At 70.7% G+C, this 2,103-nt stretch carries 3 protein-coding genes; 1 reads left to right on the top strand and 2 read right to left on the bottom strand.

Annotated elements, in window-relative coordinates; genetic code table 11:
* Window positions 1-120: 120 nt before the first annotated feature.
* Window positions 121-507, bottom strand: coding sequence for a helix-turn-helix domain-containing protein (locus AB0C69_RS41650; RefSeq protein WP_345181605.1), 387 nt, complete (start codon window positions 505-507; stop codon window positions 121-123).
* Window positions 508-607: 100 nt separating this feature from the next.
* On the opposite strand from AB0C69_RS41650, the gene AB0C69_RS41645 reads away from it, so the two are divergent.
* Window positions 608-1,231, top strand: a complete 624-nt coding sequence (locus AB0C69_RS41645; protein ID WP_360362306.1) for an NAD(P)H-binding protein — start codon at window positions 608-610, stop codon at window positions 1,229-1,231.
* Window positions 1,232-1,842: 611 nt separating this feature from the next.
* On the opposite strand, the gene AB0C69_RS41640 is transcribed toward AB0C69_RS41645, so the two are convergent.
* Window positions 1,843-2,103 (bottom strand): hypothetical protein (locus AB0C69_RS41640; protein ID WP_360362304.1); only part of this gene is annotated, 261 nt, incomplete at its 5' end.

Raw genomic sequence — 2,103 nt, 5'->3', positions numbered from 1 at the left:
GTAGGGGATGCGCCTGTCGCCGGAGCGGAAGTAGGCGCCGCCCGCGTTCTCCTGGGAGATGTCGTACACCGGCGCCTTGCGGATGTACTTCTTCAGCACGGCCCCTCCGGTGACAGTGCGTTAAACGGCGCGGTCGAGGTGGGACGTGAGGGTGCTCGACTCGCGGGCTTCCAGGAGTTCGTCCCAGTGCTCTTCCGCCCAGGCGCAGGCGGCCGCCATCGGTTCGAGCATGCTGCGGCCCAGCGAAGTCAGTTCGTACTCCACGTGCGGCGTCGCTTCGGCGTAGACGGTGCGCTTGACGAGGCCGTCGCGTTCGAGGGACCGCAGCGACTGGGTCAAAACCTTGGGGGTGACGCGGCTGAGCGGCACGCGCAATTCGGAATACCGGCGGGGCCCGTTCTCAAGGCAGCGGATGACGAGCCCGGCCCACTTGTCACCGAACCGGATCGGGTTGAGCGAGGACGGGCACAGCTCGTCGAACATGTCGGCGGGCAGGGGTTCCCTCATGGCCTCACGATAGCCGGTATCCAGGCGGTAACCACGGCCCCCGATAGCGTCCGCGCAGCGGCCGGGCACAGGAGCTCCGGCCCTGGTGGAAGGGTCGCTCATGAACATCGTGGTCTTCGGTGCGGGTGGACGGGCCGGGCGGCAGGCGGTCGCCGAGGCACGCCGGCGCGGCCACCAGGTCACCGCCGTGGTGCGCGACCCCGCGAGTCACGGTGACCTGACCGACGTGCGGGTCGTGGCGGGCGACGTCACGGACGCGGAGAGCGTCGAGCGGGCGGCCGCGGGGCAGGACGCCGCCGTCAGCGCCGCCGCGGACCTGACGGTCCCGCCGCACGACTTCTTCACCGCGTCGGCTCGCGCCCTCGGCACCGGCCTGGCGAAGGCGGGCGTGCGCCGCCTGGTGGTGGTCGGCCTCGCATCGATCATGCCGGGGGCGTCCGGTGCTCCCCTGATGGACGAGCCCGGCTACCCCGACGAGTACCGCTCCTTCTACCTCGGCCACGCGGCGGGCCTGGAGGAGCTCAGGACGTGCGACCTCGACTGGGCGTACGTGGCTCCCGCGGGTGACTTCGACCATGGCGGCGCCCGCACCGGCGGGTACCGGGTCGCCGACCATGGAGACCCGGCCAGCCGGATCACGTACGCGGACTTCGCGATCGCGCTGCTCGACGAGATCGAAACGCCCCGCCACCACCGCGCCGCGGTCAGCATCCGGGAGGCGTAACCCGTCCGCGTGGTCCCAGCCCGCACCAGGGACGCTCGCCGAGGTCCGCACCCAACCCATCGTCTGGTGATCGGGCGGGCTTGAATGGCGGCCGGGGTGTTCGGTCACCGACCAGCCATCACCCAGGCGAGGCGAAAATACATCGGCCGTCGCGTCCGTGGAGGCGCCGGGGGCGCCGGTCCGTTCAGGGGCGCCGCACCTGGTACCTCCACGCGGCCCCGCCCATCTCGGCGCCTCCCGGCTCGCGGTGGGCTTCAACCCGACCGTCGGACGCCTGGAGTTCGACGATCCCGTCACCCATGAGCACGGCCTCTACACGGGGGCCGTGGTCAGGAGCAACAACAGGAACCTGGTCATTACCGCCGGGCACTGCATGTCCAAGGGCGGTGAGAGCGCAGACGGCTCGGCGACATGGTCGGCGAGAACTGGATCGCCGTCAACGAGTCCTATGCCGCACCGCGGACGGTCATCTCCTACCTGGGACCGCTGCTCACCCAGAAGGAGTGCTTCGGGAGACGCGGCTGGGGGCGGGTCAGGCGAGTTCGCGGCCGGTACGGAGGCGGCCTCGGTGCCGCCTCCGTTCCCAGGCCGTCTCTGCCGGTATGCCGGCATCAGGGGGCACCGGGTGGCGACAGGTGGCCGGTGAGCCGCATCCAGGCGGTGACCTTGGATTCCTTGACCCGGCTGTGGATTTCCTCGTACTCGTGGGCGCGCAGCGCTTCCACGTAGTGGCGGACAAGGCCCTTGTAGAGCGAGGCCGATGCGATGACGCCGAGGCAGGCGGTGCTCCCCGCGAGCGCCCGTTTGAAGGCGTCGATCTCAAGGATCCGGGCCGCCTCGATGATCGCCTCTCCGGACACCCCGACCGCGTC

This window comes from Actinomadura sp. NPDC048032, from assembly GCF_040653175.1.
Taxonomy (GTDB): Bacteria; Actinomycetota; Actinomycetes; order Streptosporangiales; family Streptosporangiaceae; genus Spirillospora; species Spirillospora verrucosospora.
The sequence above is the reverse complement of the archived record's forward strand: the minus strand, read 5'-3'. Positions and strand labels throughout refer to the sequence as shown.